This is a genomic window from Hymenobacter sp. BT559 (assembly GCF_016427535.1).
Classification (GTDB): Bacteria; Bacteroidota; Bacteroidia; order Cytophagales; family Hymenobacteraceae; genus Hymenobacter.
In genome coordinates this window covers 78,727-94,999 of the sequence record NZ_JAELXV010000005.1, presented here as the reverse complement: position 1 = coordinate 94,999, position 16,273 = coordinate 78,727, and the positions used below count along the sequence as shown (strand labels likewise).

Here is a 16,273-nt window from a genome sequence, read left to right as displayed (position 1 = left end):
AGGCTAGGCGCTGCCAGGGCAAACGCCGGTTTGAACAGAATTATGTTCTTCCCAAACGGAATATTCAGGGTTGGGGTTAGATTAATTTGTGATAGGCTGAACAGTAGCATAGTGGAAGTCGCTTGAATTGCGCAACCCGAGCGCGAGCAATACGAGCAAGCAGCCCTAGGGTCGCTCGCACGATTGAGGCTCATTGCCTGCGTGCTCACACCGCAAAGTCCAAGCTACTTCTCTCCCTCCGCCGTTATTTTGCTCCATGCAGCCCTCTTCCGCCCCCGATTACCGCCCCCTCATTCGCCAGGCCTTCGCCGAGATGGAAAAAGTGGTAGTGGGCCAGCGGGCGCTGGTGAGCCGCCTACTCATTGGTGTGTTTACGGGCGGCCACATCTTGCTCGAAGGTGTGCCGGGCTTGGCCAAAACACTCACGGTGAGTACGCTGGCGCAGGTGCTGCACTTGCACTTTCAGCGCGTGCAGTTCACGCCCGACCTGCTGCCCTCCGACTTGGTGGGCACCATGATTTACAACCAGAATCAGTCGGTGTTTGAGGTCAAGAAAGGCCCCATCTTCGCCAACCTCGTGCTGGCCGACGAGATAAACCGCTCGCCGGCCAAGGTGCAGAGCGCCTTGCTCGAGGCCATGCAGGAAGGCCAGGTGACCATTGGCGAAACTACCTACATCCTCGACCGACCCTTCTTGGTGCTGGCTACCCAAAACCCCGTGGAGCAGGAGGGCACCTATCCGCTGCCCGAGGCCCAAGTCGACCGCTTTATGCTGAAGGTGCACGTGGACTACCTCAAAAAAGCCGACGAGCTGGAGGTAATGCGCCGCATGGCCAACCTAGGGTTTAAAGGCGACGTGCAGGCGGTGCTTACCAAGGAAGATATCTTCGGCATCCGCGACCAGATAAACCAGGTTACGATTTCGGATACCCTAGAGAAGTACCTCATCGAGTTGGTGTTCGCTACCCGCCGCCCGGCCGACTACGACCTGCCCGAGTTTGCGCAGGCCGTGCAGTTCGGGGCCAGCCCTAGGGCCAGTATTGCGCTGCACCGCGCCGCCCGCGCCGTAGCCTACCTAGATGGCCGTGACTACGTGCTGCCTGAAGACATCAAAGACGTGGCCCAAGATGTGCTCAACCACCGCATCCTGATGACCTACGAGGCTGAAGCCGACGGCGTGAAAACCCAAGACCTCATAGAAGGCATTCTTCGGAAGGTACCAATTTCATAAGGCAGCGCTACGTGTCTTAGGGCATGCTCTGAAATCTTGCCTACCGCGATTTTACATTGCGCTTTAATAAGCTAAACGCAAATAGCCCAGTCTTTAAGCTGGGCTATTTGCGTTTAGGAATGCGCGACTGAGTGCTGCTCGAAACGCAATGGCACAGGCTTACTGCGGGTATCATAGCGTTTTTAAGCTGATGTTCCAAGCTATCGAAGATGAAGCAAAAATGAATATCGCTCAAGACCTCATAGGAGTTGCTAATGTGCGTCTACCACGCAACTTATTAGTGCAGCAAGGTTTAGGTTATCATGCGTTTCTTCTATATGTATATGAATTTTTATATTTGACAATTATGAAAAAATGATTAAATAAATAGTACGAATCTTAGTAAGTCTCTATACTTTTAGCGCAATGTTACCATTCACCCCACATAAAGTACATGAGAAAACTCTTACCCATTGCCACGCGACTTGGTTTATCGGCCGTCCTGCTGGGCGGCAGCTACTCAGCTTATAGCCAGAGCAAAACCCCCGCGCCCAGCGAAGCGGTGCCTCAGGCGGCCCTAGAGCACCTCCGCAAAAACAAGCAGGCCCTGCGCCTCACGGACACGGACATTACCGATGTTGTATTGAGTGGGCAGTCAGTTTCTAAAAACAGCGGTGTAAAGCACTTTTACCTGCAGCAGCGCTACCAGGGCATCGAGATTCACAATGCGGTAAGCAACGTGAACATGACCAAGGACGACCAGGTGCTGAACGTGGGCGACCGCTTTCAGAAAGACGCCAGCCACCGCGTAGCGGCGCGCCAAAGTGCCCCCATTACAGCTTCGGCCGCAGTAGCGGCAGCGGCCCGCCACGTAGGCCTTTCGTTAAAGCAGGACCTAGCCGTGCAAAAACAGACTGGCGCCAAGAATGGCGAAACAGTCTTCTCGACGGGCGGTATTGCCCTGGAGCCAATTACGGCCAAGCTCGTGTACCAGCCCCTCGCCGATGGCGGCCTGCAGCTAGCCTGGGAGGTATCTATTTACGAGCTGAGCGCCCAAAACTGGTGGGAAGTGCGGGTAGACGCCGCTACGGGCGCGCTTTTGGAAAAAGACAACCTAGTACTACACTGCGAGTTTGACAACGACGGGCCCGACGGCATGCCCCTAGGTCAGACTGTAGCGGCTACGCAGCCTGCCGCGTTCAACTTCGCTGCGGCGGTGGCTACGGCTGCTGCCACGGGTACCTACCGCGTGTTTCCGCTCGTGACAGAAAGCCCCAGCCACGGGCCGCGCGTGCTGGTGGGTGCCGATGCTGCCGACCCAGTAGCCTCGCCCCAGGGGTGGCACTACGTGCCCGGCGGCAGCTTTACGACTACGCGCGGCAACAACGTGTATGCCTACGAAGACCCAAACAACGACAACAGCTACCTAACGAACTACAGCCCCGACGGGGGGGCTGGGCTGGTTTTTGACTTCCCGGTAGACTTTACGCAGCAGCCGGTAACCTACCGCGACGCGGCTACCACCAATCTCTTTTACTGGAGCAACATCATGCACGATGTGTGGTACCAGTATGGGTTCGATGAAGGCAGCGCCAACTTTCAGCTCGAGAACCTCAACAACGAAGGAGGAGTCGGCGGCGACCCCGTGCTGGCCGAAGCTCAGGACAGCCGCAATATTCCGGTGCCGCCCCCCGGCGCGACTACCCGCAACAACGCCAATTTCTCGACGCCCCGCGAAGGCTTTGCGCCGCGCATGCAGATGTACCTGTGGAACGGGATTCCCGACCGCGACCTATTCCGCGTGACGACCCCCGCGGGGGTGGCGGGCAGCTACCCCGCCATCGAGGGTACTTTTAGCCGGCCCCTAACCCCGACCCCAGTAACCGGCCAACTCGTGCTGGCCCAAACCACCCCGCCGGCGGCAGGCGGCCTTAGCCAAGAAGGTTGCGGAGCATACGTGAATGCCGCGGCCATCAGCGGCAACATCGCGGTGGTTTACCGTGGTACTTGCGGCTTTGCCGACAAAGTGCAGAACGCCCAGAAGGCCGGCGCCATTGCCGTAGTCGTTATCAACAATGCACCGGGCGCCCCCATTGCCATGGGCGGTACGCCCACGGTAGCCCAGCCGGCTATCACCATCCCGGCAGTGATGATTAGCCAAGCCGATGGCCAAACCATTCGGACCCTGCTAGATGCAAAAACTGTTGTGACCGTAGCCCTCAAGAACAACGGCTCGGGCCCCGAGCTCGATGGCGACTTCGACAACGGCATTATTGCCCATGAGTATGGCCACGGTATTTCGACGCGCCTCACGGGCGGCGGCTTGAACGTAGCCTGCTTGCGCAACGCCGAGCAAGCAGGCGAAGGCTGGAGCGACTGGTTCGGCCTGATGCTGACCACTAAGCCTGGTGACACGGGCGCTAAGGCCCGCGGCATCGGTACCTACGCTTCGGGTCAGCCCACCACCGGCCGCGGCATCCGTCCGGCTCCCTACAGCACCGATTTTGCGGTGAACAACTTCACTTACGGCGCCACCAACAATACCGCCGCTATTGCCGCTCCCCACGGCATCGGCTTCGTGTGGGCCACCATGATTTGGGACATGAACTGGGCGCTGGTTGACAAATACGGCTACGACACTGACCTTTATAATGGTAAAGGTGGCAACAACAAAGCCATGGCCCTCGTCATTGAAGGCCTGAAGCTACAGCCCTGCAGCCCCGGCTTTGTGGATGCTCGTGATGCCATCTTGGCCGCCGACGTAGCCCTCAACAAAGGCGCCAACCAGGAGTTGATTTGGAAGGTGTTCGCCCGCCGCGGTCTAGGCTTTAGCGCCAAGCAAGGCCTGAGTACCAGCCGCACCGACCAGGTCGAAAGCTTTGACCTGCCGCCCGTATTCGCTTGCACCGCGCCTACTATCGCAGTAGCCCCTGCCAACGCTGGCTTCACTGGCGCTGCCGCCAAAACCATCTACCTAGGCTACGGCGCCCAGAGCGTGACTCTGACGGCTAGCGGTGACCCCACTTTCACCTATACCTGGTCGCCCGCCAAGGGCCTTAGCAACCCGACCATCGCCAACCCGGTGTTTACGCCTACCGCGGCGGGCAGCTACACCTTCACCGTGACGGCCGTCAACGCAGCGTTGTGCACCCGCACCGCTTCCGTGACTATCAACGTCATTGATGTGCGCTGCGGCAACAAGCTCGACAAGGTAACGGTGTGCCACAAAGGCAAAGTGCTGTGCATCGGCGCCGATGGTGTAGCCGACCACCTAGGCCACGGCGACATGGTGGGCGCTTGCGACAAGCTGACTACTCCTTCTTTGCAAGCCAGCGAAGACGTAGCGGAAAGCTTGCAGCTGACCGCTTCGCCTAACCCGACTTCGGACCACACCACGCTGGCCTTCACCCTCACTGAAAGCAGCAGCTACCGCCTGGAAGTGATAAACATGCAGGGTGCCCTAGTAGCCGTAGTGGCCGAAGGCACCGGCGACGCTGGCGAAAGCTTCTCCCATGAGTTCAGCCGCGGCCACCTCGTGCCCGGCCTGTACATGGTGCGCTTGGTAGCTGGCAAGCAGAGCAAAGCCACCAAGCTTATTCTGCACGACTAGGTAGCTAGTTTAGCACTAAGTAGGAAAGAGGCCGTGCAGTAGTACGGCCTCTTTTTATATCGAGTGTTTGCTACTACCTATCACTGTCTATCGAGTTGCCAGGAGGTTAGGTGAAGGCGTTGTCTCTAGGTAGTGCGAGTAGTGAGGAGGGCAAGCGAAGCGAGGTTTTAACCTTTGCTGTTGAGCTACCGTTTAAGACCCCGCGACAAGTCGCCGGGGCTGGCAGTAGCTGGCACCGCTTATACCTAACCTCAACCCTTCCATATGAAAACGCTGTTCATTCTGGCTGCTATGCTTACCGCTGGTGCTTATTCGGCCAATGCCCAAACTGGCACTACTACCACCACGACGCGCCAAACTACCTCGACCCCGGCCACGATGACCCCGGACCAAACGGTAACCCCCTCGACTACGACCACCACGGAGTCGACCACCACGACCAACGACGCGAACACGATGCAGGCCAATACCAAAGGCAAAGACAAAACGGTGATTCAGCCTGCCCCCGGTGCCAAGGTAAAAAGCAACGGCAAGCGCATCAAAATCAAGTAGTTTTTAGTTGCTTTAAAGCATAGCAAACCCCCAGCTGCACACGTTGCAGCTGGGGGTTTACTTTTTCAACGCCTTGCACCAGCGCCCTAGGTTGTGGCTTTGGGTGGCCACTTTCAGTAGTTATAAAGGGTTAAATCCGTACTTCACGCATCCCTAGGCTCCGTATAGCAGAGCTGGCTTGGGCCGCCCCTGTAGGCTGGCTCGGCTACATTCTTTATTATGCGTGCCACGATTTTTCTGATTTACAGCTTATTAGCCAGCAGCGCTGGGGCCTGGGCTCAAACCGTGACTGGCCCGCAGGGCGAAGTATTTGGGCGGCGCGTGCTGGCGCGGCAGCTCAGCGACCCTTGGGAGCTTACCTACGGCCCCGACAACCATCTCTGGATAACCGAAGCCAAGGGCTACCGCGTCAGCCGGCTCGACCCCGCCACCGGCACCAAAACCGTGCTGCTCGACCTGAGCCGCGAGCGCCAGTTTCCGCGCTACGACAAGCTGTCTGACTCGCTGGATGGTGGTAAGCCCTGGCCCCAGGGCGGCCTGATGGGCATGGCCCTGCACCCGCAGCTGCTACAAGGCAAGCCTTACGTGTACCTGGCCTACCTCTACCGCTTTGCGGGAGCGGGCCAGCCGGGCAAGGGCGGCGCACCCAACTACGGCGGCTACTTCTTCACCACGCGCATTGTGCGCTACGAGTACCAAGCGGCCGCCCAAACCCTCACGCGCCCCGTGGTGCTCTGCGATACGCTGCCCGGCAGCAGCGACCACAACGGTGGCCGGCTGCTCATTGCGCCGGTGGGGGGTAAGGACTATCTTTTTTACAGCATTGGCGACCTAGGCGCCGGGCAGTTTGACAATGGCGGCCGGCCCAACCATGCGCAGCAAGCCACCCATTATGAGGGCAAGATTTTGCGCTTCAACCTCGCGCCCGACGCCGATGCCGCCCCCGCCGACCAGTGGCTGCCCAACGATAACCCTTACGGCGCCGCCAGCCGCCAAAGCGCCGTGTGGAGCATCGGCCACCGCAACCCGCAGGGCCTGGCCTATGCGGTGGTAGGCGGCGCCGGGCACCTCTACGAAAGCGAGCACGGCCCTTACTCCGACGACGAAATCAATATTGTAGAACCGGGTAAAAACTACGGCCACCCGCTCGTTATCGGCTACAACGATGGTAACTACGACGGACTGGCAGCCAGCGTATCGGACCGCGCCACGCTACCTGGTCCGTGGCACACCACTTACCCGCTCATCGGCAGCGAGAGCGTCAATGCCAAGGCCCTAGGTGCCGCCTACCGCGACCCCATCAAGACGCTGTACCCTAACTCTAACGTGTTTCTGAAAGACTTTTTTGCCAAGACTAAGCGCCACGCTGAGGCGCCCGAGTGGCCCTCCGAGGCACCTAGTAGCTTGGCCGTGTACACGGCGGCGGCCATTCCGGGCTGGCAAAACTCGCTGCTGGTGCCCACCCTCAAGCACGGCAAGCTACTGCGCCTACGCCTTGATGCGGCCGGTACCCGCGTGGTGGGCGACACGCTCACCTACTTCAAAGCGCCGGTGCGCTACCGCGACGTGGCCCTGTCGCCCGATGGTCGCCGCCTCTACCTGGCTACCGACAGCGCGTCTGTCACATCGGGCCCATCGAAGGAAGACCCCAAAGGCACCAGCTGCAAGGGCTGCATCCTGGAGTTTACCTACCAGCGAGGTGGTGGCTCGGCGCCGGGCCGCCCGGCGTCCGCGACACCTAGGGCGGTGGGCAACGCCGATACGCACCGCCCAGCTCGGGCCGCCCGCCAGGCAGGCAAGTGAGCCTAGCATAGGTAATAGCTAAAATCGGTGGTCTTTACACACCAGCGCACAAGATGAATAGGTGCCAAAAAGACAAGGAAATACGTGTTAAAATAAGCTGGCGCCATGGTGAAAGTACGTAGGTCGCTACGCGACTTACGCAGTTAAAAATCAGGGTTTATCGAATAGCTCTTGTTTGGGAATGGGCCGTTTAGAAGCTCAGAAACTCATCTTTTCCCACCTACTCCATGAGCCCTGTTTCCTTTCCTAGGGTGGCTGGCGCGCAGCCTTCGTCTATAGTTTCCTTCGAGGTGTCACGTTCCCAAACCAGTCCGCACTACCACCAGTTGTCGCTCGGCGACGCCCAAGGGTGCCTGGCGCACTGGGTTATACCGCTGCCCCTGAAGCAGCTGGCCAAGCGCCCGGTGTTGCTGTGGCAGTTGCCAGCGGCTACGCCTAGCGACCCACTCACGCGCCTCGATACGGGAGAATTACAACTAGCCCCGGCCCACCCCGGCCTACTACCCAACTTGCGCGCCGACCTAGTAGAAGGCGTGCTGCGCCTCTGTTTTGATGGCCACTTGCTGCGCGGCTACTTCCGCTTGCAGTGCTTGCCCCAGGGCGGGGGGCAGCTGTGGCAGCTTATCCCCATTGGTACTGTATGAGTCTGTATGCGATTGTAATACACGGCGGCGCCGTGACTATGAAGCCCGGCGAGCTGTCGGAAGAGGAAGCTGCCTTTCAGCGCGTAGGCCTCGGCGAAGCCCTGCAGGCGGGCTGGATTATCCTTAATCAGGGTGGCTCGGCCCTCGATGCCGTAGAAGCGGCCGTGCGCTGCCTCGAAGACAATCCGCACTTCAATGCTGGGCGCGGAGCTAGTCTCAATCGCCAGGGCGAAGCCGAGCTCGATGCCGCCATCATGGACGGCCGCACCCTGCAGGCAGGCGCCGTGAGCGGCGTCAAGTACGTGAAGCACCCTATTAGCCTAGCCCGGGCGGTGCTCGACCACAGCCCCCACGTGTACCTGGCTGGCGAGGGCGCGTTGGAGTTTGCCTTGCAGCGGGGCCTCCCAGTGGCAGGCCCCGACTACTTCCAAACCGCCAAAACGCGCGCGCAGTGGCTCGAACTGGCGCAGCAGGAGCCCGCTCCCTCGGGGCACGACACAGTAGGTGCCGTGGCGCTCGACCTAGCCGGCAACCTGGCCGTGGCTACCAGCACCGGCGGTATTGAGGGCCAGGCCAAGGGCCGGGTGGGCGATAGCCCGGTGCTGGGCGGCGGCACCTACGCCACCAACGACGCCTGCGCCGTGTCGTGCACCGGCGATGGCGAAATTATCATGCGCGGGGCGCTGGCCCATGAGGTTTGCGCCTTGGTCAAGTACAAAGGCTTGCCCCTGGCCGAAGCGTGCCGGGAAGCCCTAGGGCTGCACGATGAGACCCTGCGCGGCGACAAGGGGATGATAGCGCTCGACCCCGAGGGGCGCGTCGCTATCGAGTTTAATACCAACGTGATGCGCCGCGCCTACCGCGTGGGCGAAGCTGACCCCTACGTGGCCATCTTTCGCGAGGAGTAGCCAGCTCGGAGGGGCTTCACGGCTTAAAATCCGAATACGAGTTATCCGAAGTACAAAATCCGTATTTATAGCATCGCCGGGGGGCACGACTAGCCGTTTAAAGTAGAGAGCCCTCGTTACGGCTACCTCTGGAAGTAGCGACGGGCTGGGAACCGGCCGGTAGGCTACGGTAGCTACCTGCTGCCAAGGGCGCTTCTGCCCGGCGCCAACCTTCGGCTGGCTTATGCGGGCCGGTCCCCATTTTTTGTTTCTATGCCTACCAAATCATCTATTCCCAAAGGTAGCCTCCTAGCTATTGGAGGCCACGAGCAGCGCGAAGCCGCTAGCGAGACTAGCACTGCCCACGAAAAATCAGCTGATTTTATTCTCCAGCGATTCGTTGATGAGCTGGGGGGCAAGCGCACCGTCGTTATCATCCCCACCGCTTCCGAAGAAGCCGACGAAGCCGCCCAAGACTACATCGAGGCTTTTACGGCGCTTGGCGTCGAGCACCTCGAAGTGCTCAACATCCAGAGCCGGGCGCAGGCCAATAGCCCAGAGGCAGTTGATACTATCAACCGCGCCGATGGGGTGCTCTTCACGGGCGGCGACCAGCTGCGCCTCACGGCCTTGCTCGGCGGCACCGCGGTGCTGGCGCGCCTAGGCGAGCGTTACCTGCACGAGCCCATCATCATTGCGGGCACCAGCGCCGGGGCCGCGGCCATGAGCACGCCCATGATATACCAAGGGCGCAACGACGCGGGCTTTCTCAAAGATGAAATTCATATCACTACCGGCTTGCAGCTGCTGCGCGATGTAGCCATCGACACGCACTTTGTCAAGCGCGGGCGCATCGTGCGCATGGCTCAGATTATCGCCACCAATCCTGGCTGCATCGGCCTAGGTCTCGAAGAAGACACCGCCGTGCTCATCACGAAAGGCTGCGAAGTGGAGGTGCTGGGCAATGGCATTGTGGTGCTGCTAGATGGCCACGACTGCACCGGCAATACCATCTATGACATCGCCCCTGGCGAGGTCTTCTCCATCCGAGACCTGCGCCTACACCTGCTAGCCAAGGGCCAGCGCTTTACGCTGCCCGGTTGGGGATTTTAGCCAATAAGCAATGAGCAATTAACAGTGAGCAATGGCAGCTTTTGCTTGCCTGCTTATTGATAATAATAAAGTTATGTCCAGGACAATTATTGTTTCTAACCGCTTGCCTACTAAGGTGCAGCGGGCCGACGACGGCTTGCATTTTCAGCCCAGCGAGGGCGGGCTAGCCACCGGCCTAGGGTCTATTTACCGTGCCGATGGCAACGTGTGGGTGGGTTGGCCGGGCCTGGAGGTGACCGACCCCAAGGAGCAGGCCCAGGTAACCGAGCGCCTGGCCGACGACAGCATGGCCCCAGTATTTTTGACAGAAGGCGAAATCCACGATTACTACGAGGGCTTCAGCAACGGCACGCTATGGCCTACCTTCCACTACTTTAGCGAGCTGGCTACCTACGAGCCTGCGCATTGGGCGGCCTACCGGGCCGTGAATGAAAAGTTTTGCCAAGCCGTGCTATCCCAGGCCGGGCCCGATGATACCATTTGGGTGCACGACTACCAGCTGCTGCTGCTGCCCGAAATGCTGCGCGCGGCGCGGCCGGAGGCTACCATCGGTTTCTTCCTGCACATCCCCTTCCCGTCGTACGAGCTGATGCGGGTGCTGCCCTGGCGCGCCGAGCTGCTGCGCGGCATGCTCGGGGCCGACCTCATTGGGTTTCACACCTTCGACTACATGCACCACTTCCTGAGTGCAGTAGGCCACGTCCTAGGTCTGCCCACCCAGAATGGCCAGGTCGAACTGCCCACCCGTCCGGTGCTAGTCGATGCGTTTCCGATGGGCATCGACTACGAGCGCTACGTGCAGGCTGCGGCCTCCGAGGCCGCCCTCGGCTACGAGCGTACCTATCGCCAAGTGCTCCGCGCTACGCGGGTTGTGCTCTCCGTCGACCGGCTCGACTACACAAAGGGCATTGCGCAGCGGCTGCGCGCCTTCGAGGGGCTGTTGCAGACGCACCCCGAGTATGTGGGCCGCGTGAGCCTGCTGATGGTAGTGGTGCCCTCGCGCGACCAAGTGCCGCAGTATGCTGCGCTGAAAGAGGAAATCGATGAACTGGTGGGCCGCATCAACGCGCAGTACAGCACCATCAGCTGGGACCCCATTCTATATTTCTACCGCTCGTTTCCGTTTGAGGAACTGGCGGCCTTCTATCGGATGGCTGACGTAGCCCTGGTGACGCCCGTGCGCGATGGCATGAACCTAGTGGCCAAAGAGTTCATTGCGAGCAAGGTCGGGAGCGACCGCGGCGTGCTTATTCTGAGCGAGCGGGCCGGCGCCGCCCAAGAGCTTTCCGATGCCCTGCTCATCAACCCCACTGATACCGACCAGCTGGTGGCGGCCCTGCACGAAGCCCTGCAAATGCCCGACGACGAGCAACGCACGCGCCTAGGCCACATGCAGGAGCTGGTGCGCCAGTACGACGTGTTTGCCTGGACCAAGCTTTTCCTAGACCGCCTCGCCTATAGCAAAATCAAGCAGCTGACCCTGAGCACTGACCTGCTGGATGAGGCCGTCACTGTGCAGCTGCTGGCCGACTACGAGGCCGCTGAGCGCCGGCTGCTGCTGCTCGACTACGATGGCACGCTCCAGCGCTTCAATGCGCGGCCCCAGCGCGCCCAGCCCGATAAAGAGTTGCTGGCGCTGCTGGCCGACCTAGGGGCCGACCCACACAACCGCGTGGTCATCATCAGCGGGCGCAGCCGGGCTGAGCTCGACCAGTGGATGGGCCACCTGCGCCTCGACTTTGTGGCCGAGCACGGCGTGTGGCTGCGCCAAGCGGGCGAAGAGTGGCACCTGTTTCAGGAAATGCAAACCGCCTGGAAGCGTGAGTTCCGGCCCCTGCTGGAGCAGTACGTGCGCCGCACGGCCGGCTCATTTATCGAAGAGAAGGAATATTCCCTGGCCTGGCACTACCGCCGCGCCGATGCCGGCCTAGGTGCCCTGCGCGCCCGCGAGCTGCTAAGCCACCTCGCCTTCATGACCTCTAACACCGGCTTGCAAGTGCTAGAGGTAGATAAGGTGCTGGAAATAAAGCCCGCCGACTTGCACAAAGGCACCGCCGTGGGGCGCTGGCTAAGCACCGAGCACCCCGACTTTATCTTGGCCCTAGGCGACGACCGCACCGACGAAGACACATTTGCCGCGCTGCCTGATACAGCCTATACCGTGCGGGTAGGCCATGCCCCCCGCTCGCTGGCTCGCTACTCAGTACCAAGCCCCGCCGAGGTGCGCCGGCTACTGCGTAGCCTGCCAGCCGTACAGATAAATGCCTAGTAGAAGAGGAAGGAGCAGCTTGCTTCGACAGCACCATCAATGGCCCTAGGGCGCGGCTTAAGGCTGCGCCACTTTAGGCGTAAGAGGTAGCTAGCGGTAGCGTGATAGTGGATATGGTATAGGCACCCGTTTGGATATCAACTACTATGCTTGGTCTGCTGCTTAGCAATATAAGTAGCGGAGCAGCTAGCCTAGGTGGGCGTTCGCGCTGCCGCAGAGGCCAGGAGGGGCGCGTAGGGGAGGTGCTGCTCTTGAGCCGCTGCGGCGCTGGTTTTGCGAAGCCCAGCACCACGAGGCAGCTGCGGCAGGGCCTATTCCCGGCAGAATTCAACTACGCCAAGGCAACTCTTTGCTAATGCGGGCGCAGCTTACTGCGCCGCCAGGCTCTAGATAAAAGAGCGCAAAGTGCGCTGCCAGGCACACGGGCATACGGCAGAGGTGGCCCTGCCGCCCAAGTAAAATACTGGGTGGCCTGAAACTGAGTAGTAAAGTATAAAGTATTCATAGGCAGCGTGTACAGCCAGCCGTTGGCGTGGGCACGGAGGTGCTCAACAACTTGTAGAACTTGCTGTAAATAGAAAAGAATAGAGATTAGGTATAGCTCTGCTTCAAAGATAAAGTGAAGAAGAGGCTGACGGTGCTGCTTAGATTATAAGTAATAGCCTATCTAAACTTTGTATCGTTCTATAAAGCCGGCCACGTAATGGCGCTAAGCGCCGGTGCTAGCTCCCGTGAGCCTCCTGAAGCAACAAGTCCCCGGCGGGGCGCCCCTTTGTGGTAGAAAGGGCGCCCCGCCGGGGACTTGTTGCTTCGGTAAGCCAAGCGGCCTGCTGGGGGCTGTCTGGCTATAGGCGAGCCTTAGTACTTAATCTTACCTTGGTTGTCCCAGTGGCTGGATTTTACTTCCAGGCTGCCAGGCTGCCGCTTGATGGTGCGCGTGAAGCGCTCGCCAGCAATGAGGCCATCGGGCCGGCGCTTACCAAAAAAGAGTAGGGTGGGCTCGCCGTTTTCGTTGGTCACGAAGGTGATGTCGTAGCCCTTGAATACGTCGTTGATGGTAGTGCGGGGCTCGTAAATCTTGCTTAGCTTCTTGTCTAGTTCGGGGTGTAGAGGCATCGGGGAGAGAAATTAGAGAGTAGAATAGTGGTGGGGTAGGAGCGGACGCCTACTCGTCCTTGGCTCCTTTGGCGAGTTCTTTCAGCTCTTTCATAGTGCCGCTGCTATTAAAATGCATGGTTGCATCGCGGGCGCTGGCTTCGCCCGCGGCGATGGTAGCCGTGCCCGTGAGCTTATAATCTGTTTTCTTAGGTTTGAAAATTGTCTTAAACAGCACCTTAGGCATCTTTTTGGGCTGAAATTTTACGTGAATGGGCATCAGTTCGATGCCCTTTTTCTTGAAGGTGACATCCTTAGTTTCCTGGCCTTTTACATCGAGGTCGTCTTCTACCTGAAAGCGGTAGCTTACTTGCTTCACGGTGAAAGGAATGGACTCATAATTGGTGACGCGGAGGTTCACCGTGGCCTCGCCTTTGTTCAGCCCTAGCTTGGTAATATCCACGTCGGCTACCTCTATCTTGGGCAGCTTTGGAATGTAGACGCGCTTGCGCACATCCACCGGAATCTCTTTGGGCCCCACGCCCGGCAGGTCGGCGTATAGCACGGTGTGCAACTGCACGGTTACGCAGTCGCGCTGGGCGGTTTTGGCTGCTTGCTTTACTTCAGGCAGGTTGAGGGTAAGAGGTAATTCGAGATTGCTGAGCGCATTGCCTTTGGCCACGAGTGGGCGGGATTTGTGCCCCTGCGCCAAGCGCTTGCCATCTACCTGCGCTTCGTAGCGCAAGCTGTCAATTTGGAGGTCTAGGGGTGCATTGTTGCGCAGCTTCACCATAAACTGGCCCTTGAGGCGCTCGCGGGTAATCTGGCTGATGTTGAGCGTAGGCTGCTCGAGAGTAGGCAATAGGGCCTTGCCGTGGTCGGTGGCGAAGTAGGTAATGCCCGCGCCCACTAGTAGCAGCCCTACCAGTACAAGCAACGTGGTGCGAACAGGGTGTCGCCCGTTTGAGGAATCAGCCATAAGATGTAATGCGTAGTGAGCAGTGAGAGATTATTTAGTGTATTGAAATGATTGATATATTTTGCTGACTAATAATATCTTGCATAAGATATAGCTGCTCGTTAGGCATTGATAAGTATCTCTTGTTTTATCCTTCGGCCCAGGTGTAGCGGCGGGCTTTCCACTCTATAGCGCCGGGCCACACCGTGTAGGCTAGCACGGCCAGCGACATTAGTAGCAGGTAGCCATCGTAGAGCAGCAGCACGCCCAGGCGCTCGCGGTGCCCGGCCTGCCGTAGCGTGATGGCCAGAAACAGGCTTTGGCAGAGCACCTTGCCGGCGTAGAGCAGCACGATGCTACCTAGGGGGAGTAGGCCCGGCCAACCTAGCACGGTGTAAAAAATGCCGTAAGAGCTGAAGAGTGCTCCCAATTGCCAGGGCAAGCGGCCGGCGCCCTTCATCCAGCGCTTACGCTGGCGCAGTAGGTGCCCTAGGGTAGGCTGCGGCACCGAAATGCCCAGCACCCGCGGGTCGATGAGGTTGCGGTAGTGCCAGCCCTGGGCTACTACTTGCTGGAAAAGCTGCAAGTCCTCGGTAATGCTGAAAGCCAGGGCCTCGTAGCCGCCAATGGACTCATAGGCCGCCCGGGTCACGAGCATGTTGTTGCCCACCGCCGTAATGGGCAGCCCGCAGTCGGTTAGCAGCCGGATAAGATTGAGGCCAAACAGCCAGTCGAGCCCCTGCCAACGCCCAAAGAGCGAACCATCGGCAGTAGTAATGCCCGTCACAATGCCCACTTCGGCGGGGGCGGCGGCCAGCATGGTGCGCACCCAGTCGGGGTGAAGCACCATGTCGGCATCGGTCAGCAAGAAATAGTCGGTAGTGGCCGCGCGGCACAGGTGGGCCAGCACATTGCCCTTGCCGCGCGCCGTGCCTAGTTGTTGCCGGATAGATAAAAGCCGGAACTGCGGTCGGTCCTGAATGAAGCGCTGCACCAGGGCGGCCGTGCCGTCGGTCGAGGCATCGTCGCCAATCAAAATTTCCAGCTTGTCAGCTGGGTAGTTTAGTTGCGCCAGGGCAGCCAGGCACCGCTCGATGGTAGCAGCCTCGTTGCGGGCCGCCACCAGAATGCTTACTCGTGGGTAAACGGTGAGTGCCGGGAGTGCTGGCCGCGGCCACATTGCGCGCAGCAGTATCAGGGCGTACAACCCAAAGAACGTCCCAAAGAATAGTGATAACCAATCCATAGATGCAGCCTCTACCAAGGCAGATGGCTACCCAGAGCGCCCATGTGGCTAGTCCCTAGGTCGCTGCTTTTCTACGGCGGCATATAGCACGCTAGTTATTAAGCAAAATACTGATTTTTAAATAATTGCATGCGTAAAATACTGACAGTATTTTGCCCCAAACTAGACTCAGGTGCACGCTTACCCAACTACTTGTTCCGCGGCCCAGTGGCCGGCCAGCTGCTTAAGCGTTTCCGAGGTATGCTTTTCTACCGCCAAGATGCTACCAAGCAGCGAGGCCACAGGCGTGTAGCTCAGGCGCTGGGCAAAGCGAACTACTGTGTCATACTGGGCTATGTTATAGTGTGTAATTTGTTGTGCCACACTAATAACCGCGGCGTCTATTACTTCGTCGCTGGCATTGAACGACAGCAGCCGGTCGCCCTCTTCCACGAGGCTCTCCATAGCCTTGCAGCCAAGCCCAGGGAGGGAAAGGCCAAGGCTGGCAGCTACTTGTTCTAGCTGAGCTGCTTGGCTTTCGGTTTCGCGCAGGTACTGCTCAAGACCTAGGCGCAAGTGCGGGTTAGTAGCCGCGTTTGTTAGCGCTGGTAGTGCTTTTGCTACCTGTATTTCTGCATCATACAGCCCCTGCAGCTTAAGCTCAAATAAATCAGCAAGGGTCTTTACAGTATCGAACATAACCGTAGCAAAAGAGGGAGGCGAGGAAGTACTTAGCTGCATAAAAAGAAAATCACTCCCTTTCTTAACGCAGATACTTCAGGAAAGGCTAGCTAATAGACCTCTCACTACCTGTTATTTAGCCGTAATTACCGATTTGTGCGTAGGCGTTTCTACGCGTTTTGCATGCTGGCTGCGGCCTCAGCTACGTAGTATGCGCAGTCTCCTT

At 58.9% G+C, this 16,273-nt stretch carries 13 protein-coding genes; 9 read left to right on the top strand and 4 right to left on the bottom strand.

Annotated elements, in window-relative coordinates; genetic code table 11:
* Window positions 1-256 precede the first annotated feature (256 nt).
* The 9 genes from JAO77_RS16760 (at window position 257) to JAO77_RS16720 (ending at window position 12,088) form a co-directional block, all read left to right on the top strand.
* Window positions 257-1,231: an AAA family ATPase gene (locus JAO77_RS16760; protein ID WP_198991562.1), complete on the top strand. Its 975-nt coding sequence runs from the start codon at window positions 257-259 to the stop codon at window positions 1,229-1,231.
* A 190-nt stretch (window positions 1,232-1,421) separates the two neighbouring features.
* Entirely contained in the window at window positions 1,422-1,589 is a 168-nt protein-coding gene (locus JAO77_RS16755) for a hypothetical protein (RefSeq protein ID WP_198991561.1), read from the top strand.
* Between the two features lie 75 nt (window positions 1,590-1,664).
* Window positions 1,665-4,820 carry a T9SS-dependent M36 family metallopeptidase gene (locus JAO77_RS16750; RefSeq protein ID WP_198991560.1) on the top strand — a complete coding sequence of 1,052 codons (3,156 nt, stop codon included), beginning with the start codon at window positions 1,665-1,667 and terminating at the stop codon, window positions 4,818-4,820.
* 264 nt (window positions 4,821-5,084) lie between these two features.
* A complete protein-coding gene (locus tag JAO77_RS16745) occupies window positions 5,085-5,372 on the top strand; it encodes a hypothetical protein (protein WP_198991559.1) in 288 nt (95 codons plus the stop codon).
* 219 nt (window positions 5,373-5,591) lie between these two features.
* Window positions 5,592-7,175 carry a PQQ-dependent sugar dehydrogenase gene (locus JAO77_RS16740; RefSeq protein WP_198991558.1) on the top strand — a complete coding sequence of 528 codons (1,584 nt, stop codon included), beginning with the start codon at window positions 5,592-5,594 and terminating at the stop codon, window positions 7,173-7,175.
* A gap of 227 nt (window positions 7,176-7,402) precedes the next feature.
* A complete protein-coding gene (locus JAO77_RS16735; protein ID WP_198991557.1) occupies window positions 7,403-7,819 on the top strand; it encodes a hypothetical protein in 417 nt (138 codons plus the stop codon).
* Window positions 7,816-8,727, top strand: coding sequence for an isoaspartyl peptidase/L-asparaginase family protein (locus JAO77_RS16730; protein WP_235998480.1), 912 nt, complete (start codon window positions 7,816-7,818; stop codon window positions 8,725-8,727). The genes JAO77_RS16735 and JAO77_RS16730 overlap by 4 nt, the downstream gene beginning before the upstream one ends.
* Before the next feature lie 252 nt (window positions 8,728-8,979).
* Window positions 8,980-9,819, top strand: coding sequence for a cyanophycinase (locus JAO77_RS16725; protein WP_198991556.1), 840 nt, complete (start codon window positions 8,980-8,982; stop codon window positions 9,817-9,819).
* A 73-nt stretch (window positions 9,820-9,892) separates the two neighbouring features.
* Window positions 9,893-12,088, top strand: coding sequence for a bifunctional alpha,alpha-trehalose-phosphate synthase (UDP-forming)/trehalose-phosphatase (locus JAO77_RS16720; protein ID WP_198991555.1), 2,196 nt, complete (start codon window positions 9,893-9,895; stop codon window positions 12,086-12,088).
* An 858-nt stretch (window positions 12,089-12,946) separates the two neighbouring features.
* Here JAO77_RS16720 and JAO77_RS16715 read toward each other — a convergent pair.
* From JAO77_RS16715 to JAO77_RS16700, 4 genes are all read right to left on the bottom strand, one after another.
* Window positions 12,947-13,204 (bottom strand): hypothetical protein, encoded by a 258-nt coding sequence (locus JAO77_RS16715; RefSeq protein WP_198991554.1) that lies wholly within the window; start codon window positions 13,202-13,204, stop codon window positions 12,947-12,949.
* Window positions 13,205-13,253: 49 nt separating this feature from the next.
* Window positions 13,254-14,162, bottom strand: a complete 909-nt coding sequence (locus tag JAO77_RS16710) for an LEA type 2 family protein (protein ID WP_198991553.1) — start codon at window positions 14,160-14,162, stop codon at window positions 13,254-13,256.
* Window positions 14,163-14,289: 127 nt separating this feature from the next.
* Complete coding sequence (locus JAO77_RS16705; protein ID WP_198991552.1) at window positions 14,290-15,387, bottom strand: glycosyltransferase; 1,098 nt, start codon at window positions 15,385-15,387, stop codon at window positions 14,290-14,292.
* Window positions 15,388-15,567: 180 nt separating this feature from the next.
* Entirely contained in the window at window positions 15,568-16,065 is a 498-nt protein-coding gene (locus JAO77_RS16700) for a YciE/YciF ferroxidase family protein (RefSeq protein WP_198991551.1), read from the bottom strand.
* Window positions 16,066-16,273: the final 208 nt, after the last annotated feature.

Excerpts from the sequence above, each read along its gene's own strand:
- JAO77_RS16760 (WP_198991562.1), top strand. The coding sequence starts at position 257 with ATGCAGCCCTCTTCCGCCCCCGATTACCGCCCCCTCATTCGCCAGGCC.
- JAO77_RS16755 (WP_198991561.1), top strand. The coding sequence starts at position 1,422 with ATGTTCCAAGCTATCGAAGATGAAGCAAAAATGAATATCGCTCAAGAC.
- JAO77_RS16750 (WP_198991560.1), top strand. The coding sequence starts at position 1,665 with ATGAGAAAACTCTTACCCATTGCCACGCGACTTGGTTTATCGGCCGTC.
- JAO77_RS16745 (WP_198991559.1), top strand. The coding sequence starts at position 5,085 with ATGAAAACGCTGTTCATTCTGGCTGCTATGCTTACCGCTGGTGCTTAT.
- JAO77_RS16740 (WP_198991558.1), top strand. The coding sequence starts at position 5,592 with ATGCGTGCCACGATTTTTCTGATTTACAGCTTATTAGCCAGCAGCGCT.
- JAO77_RS16735 (WP_198991557.1), top strand. The coding sequence starts at position 7,403 with ATGAGCCCTGTTTCCTTTCCTAGGGTGGCTGGCGCGCAGCCTTCGTCT.
- JAO77_RS16730 (WP_235998480.1), top strand. The coding sequence starts at position 7,816 with ATGAGTCTGTATGCGATTGTAATACACGGCGGCGCCGTGACTATGAAG.
- JAO77_RS16725 (WP_198991556.1), top strand. The coding sequence starts at position 8,980 with ATGCCTACCAAATCATCTATTCCCAAAGGTAGCCTCCTAGCTATTGGA.
- JAO77_RS16720 (WP_198991555.1), top strand. The coding sequence starts at position 9,893 with ATGTCCAGGACAATTATTGTTTCTAACCGCTTGCCTACTAAGGTGCAG.
- JAO77_RS16715 (WP_198991554.1), bottom strand. The coding sequence starts at position 13,204 with ATGCCTCTACACCCCGAACTAGACAAGAAGCTAAGCAAGATTTACGAG.
- JAO77_RS16710 (WP_198991553.1), bottom strand. The coding sequence starts at position 14,162 with ATGGCTGATTCCTCAAACGGGCGACACCCTGTTCGCACCACGTTGCTT.
- JAO77_RS16705 (WP_198991552.1), bottom strand. The coding sequence starts at position 15,387 with ATGGATTGGTTATCACTATTCTTTGGGACGTTCTTTGGGTTGTACGCC.
- JAO77_RS16700 (WP_198991551.1), bottom strand. The coding sequence starts at position 16,065 with ATGTTCGATACTGTAAAGACCCTTGCTGATTTATTTGAGCTTAAGCTG.